The sequence below is a fragment of the Pseudorhodobacter sp. genome, from assembly GCF_030452865.1.
In the GTDB taxonomy this organism is placed as follows: domain Bacteria; phylum Pseudomonadota; class Alphaproteobacteria; order Rhodobacterales; family Rhodobacteraceae; genus Pseudorhodobacter.
In genome coordinates, this window is the sequence record NZ_JAKDLJ010000387.1 from 1 (window position 1) to 3,289 (window position 3,289).

Here is a 3,289-nt window from a genome sequence, read left to right on the forward strand (position 1 = left end):
AACAAGCAACCCTTCTGCGCCTCCTATTGGGGCGGGCGTCCGACGCAGGATCAGATGTATGCAACTGCCTATATCTCCACTGCGGAATGGAACGATACCAAGTTCAAGAATGCGCATTTTGACGATCTGCTGATGCAGGCGCGCGCAGAGCTGGATCAAGACAAGCGCAAGGCGATGTACCGCGAAATGGCGGATATTGTGCGTGATGAGGGCGGCTTGCTCCTCCCGATGTTCAACGACTTCCTTGACTCCTACAGCGACAAGATCGCGGGTTGGGTTTCAAACCCGAATGGCGACATGATGAACGACCAAGCTGCTATCAAGTGCTGGATGGCCTGACGGTGCATCCGGTTTTAACCCTCATTGCCCAGCGTTTAGCGCTGGGCATACTTTTGCTTATTGCGGCCTCCGTTTTGATTTTTGTCGGCACACAGATTTTGCCGGGAGATGTGGCGCAATCCATCCTCGGCCAATCGGCAACGGCGGAGTCATTGGCCAACCTGCGTGAACAGCTTGGCCTGAACGACCCGGCGCTGACACGATATTTCGAATGGCTTTTCAAAGCGATGCACGGAGATCTTGGCACCGCGCTCAGCAACGGGCAGGATATTGCATCTGCGATGGGCAAGCGCTTGGGCAATACTCTGTTTCTGGCGGCGACCGCTGCGGTGATCGCTGTGCCTTTGGCGATCACGCTGGGCCTGATTGCGGTGCGCTACCAAGGGCGTTGGCCGGACCGCGTTATCTCCTCGATCACCCTTGCCACGGTATCAGTGCCGGAATTCCTGCTGGGGTACATTGCGATTTTCATTCTGTCGGTGAAATTCCGCGTCTTTCCATCGCTGGCAACCGTTTACGACAGCATGTCCTTTTTTGAAAAACTCAACGCTATCGCGCTGCCGGTGATCGTGCTGGTTCTGGTCGTTCTCGGTCACATGATGCGGATGACGCGGGCGGCGATCCTGAATGTGATGCAATCGGCTTACGTCGAGACCGCGGAACTGAAAGGTTTGCGCAAGTTCACCATCATCGCGCGGCACGCCTTTCCGAACGCGATTGCGCCGGTGGTCAATGTCGTCATGCTCAACCTCGCCTATCTGGTGGTCGGCGTGGTCGTGGTCGAGGTGGTCTTTGTCTATCCCGGCATGGGGCAATATCTGGTCGACCATGTGTCCAAGCGTGATGTGCCGGTGGTGCAGGCTTGCGGGCTTGTCTTCGCGGCGGTCTATATCGGGTTGAACCTGGTCGCCGATGTCGTTTCCATCCTTGCAAACCCGCGTTTGCGGCATCCGAAATAGGGGGGGCTATGCGTATTCCACTCGCGGCCCTGATCGGGTTGTTCTTCACCGGGCTGTATTTCTTCGCAGCGATCTTTGCCGATCTCATCGCGCCTTATGGCATGGCCGAAATCGTTGGCGATAGCTGGGAGCCGGCGTCCTGGGCGCATTGGCTTGGCACTGATACCATCGGGCGCGATCTCCTGTCGCGCATGATCTATGGCGGGCAGGTTACAATATTTGTGGCCACGGCCTCAACCATCCTGTCATTTTCGATGGGCGCTGCATTGGGCTTTCTGGCGGCTGTGCGCGGCGGCTGGGTGGACCAGTTTCTCAGCCGGATGGTTGATCTGATCATGTCGATCCCGTCGCTGATCTCGGCGCTCGTGGTGCTGTCTGTGCTGCCGGTGACTCTACCCGTCCTTATCCTTGTCATGGGGTTTTTGGACAGCACGCGGGTTTTTCGCCTGTCCCGCGCTGTTGCCGTCGATATCACAGTGATGGATTATGTGGAGGCGGCGCGCCTTCGTGGTGAGAAGCAGTTGTGGATCATCTTTCGTGAAATCCTGCCGAACGCGCTCTCGCCGCTGATCGCGGAAATGGGTCTGCGCTTCATCTTTGCGGTTCTATTCATCTCAACCCTGTCCTTCCTTGGCCTTGGCGTACAGCCGCCGCTGGCCGACTGGGGCGGCATCGTGAAGGAAAACAAGGAGGGGATCGTCTACGGCATCACCGCCGCCCTGATCCCGGCTTTCGCTATCGCTTCATTGGCAATCTCGGTCAATCTGGTCGCCGATTGGGTGCTGAACCGCACGACCAGCCTGAAAGGAGGCCGGGGATGAGCGATTGTCTTTTGCAGGTCAAGGATCTGAAAATCGAAGCCACCGCCTACCCACCGGGGGAGCCTCCGCGCGATATCACCATTGTCGAGCATGTCAGTTTCGAGCTTGAAAAGGGCAAGGTGCTTGGCCTGATCGGGGAATCCGGTGCCGGCAAATCCACCATTGGCCTGTCGTCAATGGCTTACGGCCGGGGCGGCGTGCGCATCACGGGGGGCAAGGTTTTTGTCAACGGACGTGATGTTTTACAAGAACGCCCGAACGGATTGCGTGCGCTGCGCGGCCGGGAAGTCACCTATGTCGCCCAATCCGCCGCCGCTGCCTTCAACCCGGCGAAAAAGCTGATGGAACAGGTGATCGAAGCGACCTTGCACCATGGCTTGATGAGTAAATCGGAAGCACAGGAGCGCGCGATCAGCCTGTTTCGCCGCCTTGGCCTGCCGAAGCCTGAAACCATCGGCAACCGCTATCCGCATCAGGTCTCCGGCGGGCAGTTGCAACGGGTGATGACGGCGATGGCGCTTTGTCCGAAACCCGATCTTGTGGTTTTTGACGAACCGACTACCGCTTTGGACGTGACGACACAAATCGAAGTGCTGGCCGCAATCAAGGAGGCGATCGTCGATACCGGGGTTGCCGCACTCTATATCACGCATGATCTGGCGGTGGTGGCACAGGTCGCCGATCATATTCTGGTGCTGCAAGGTGGCGGCATGGTGGAATATGGCAATACCGACCACATCATCAATTCCCCGACCGAGGAATATACCAAGGCGCTGGTTTCGGTCCGCTCCATCAATCACAAGGAAAAGACCGGTGGCGTGTCGGTGCTGTCGGTCAATAGCATCACCGCCCGCTATCGCGGCACCACCTTCGATGTTCTGAAAGACGTGAATGTGGAGCTCGCCGAGGCGCAAACCCTTGCTGTGGTTGGCGAGTCCGGCTCCGGCAAATCAACGCTGGCACGGGTTATCACCGGACTATTGCCGCCGACCTCCGGCACCATCTCCTTCAACGGCCGCATCCTGCCAGCGGAGTTTGAAAAACGCGGGCGCGATGACCTGCGGGAGGTGCAGATGATCTATCAGATGGCCGATGTCGCGATGAATCCGCGTCAGACTGTCGCAAGATCATGGGTGATGAACAGATAGGCCACGTTTTCGCGTTTTTGCA

General features: G+C 57.8%; 2 protein-coding genes and 2 pseudogenes. All 4 read left to right on the plus strand.

The annotated features are described in order from the left end of the window. A pseudogene (locus L0H65_RS16810) lies at positions 1-339 on the plus strand (peptide ABC transporter substrate-binding protein); the annotation flags it as partial. A gap of 2 nt (positions 340-341) precedes the next feature. Further along, positions 342-1,298: an ABC transporter permease gene (locus L0H65_RS16815; RefSeq protein WP_301460376.1), complete on the plus strand. Its 957-nt coding sequence runs from the start codon at positions 342-344 to the stop codon at positions 1,296-1,298. Between the two features lie 8 nt (positions 1,299-1,306). Beyond that, the gene (locus L0H65_RS16820) at positions 1,307-2,119 is read left to right on the plus strand and encodes an ABC transporter permease (RefSeq protein ID WP_301460373.1); all 813 of its coding nucleotides are present in this window, start codon (positions 1,307-1,309) and stop codon (positions 2,117-2,119) included. Beyond that, positions 2,116-3,240: pseudogene (locus tag L0H65_RS16825) on the plus strand (ABC transporter ATP-binding protein); the annotation flags it as partial. The gene L0H65_RS16820 and the pseudogene L0H65_RS16825, both read left to right, overlap by 4 nt. Positions 3,241-3,289: the final 49 nt, after the last annotated feature.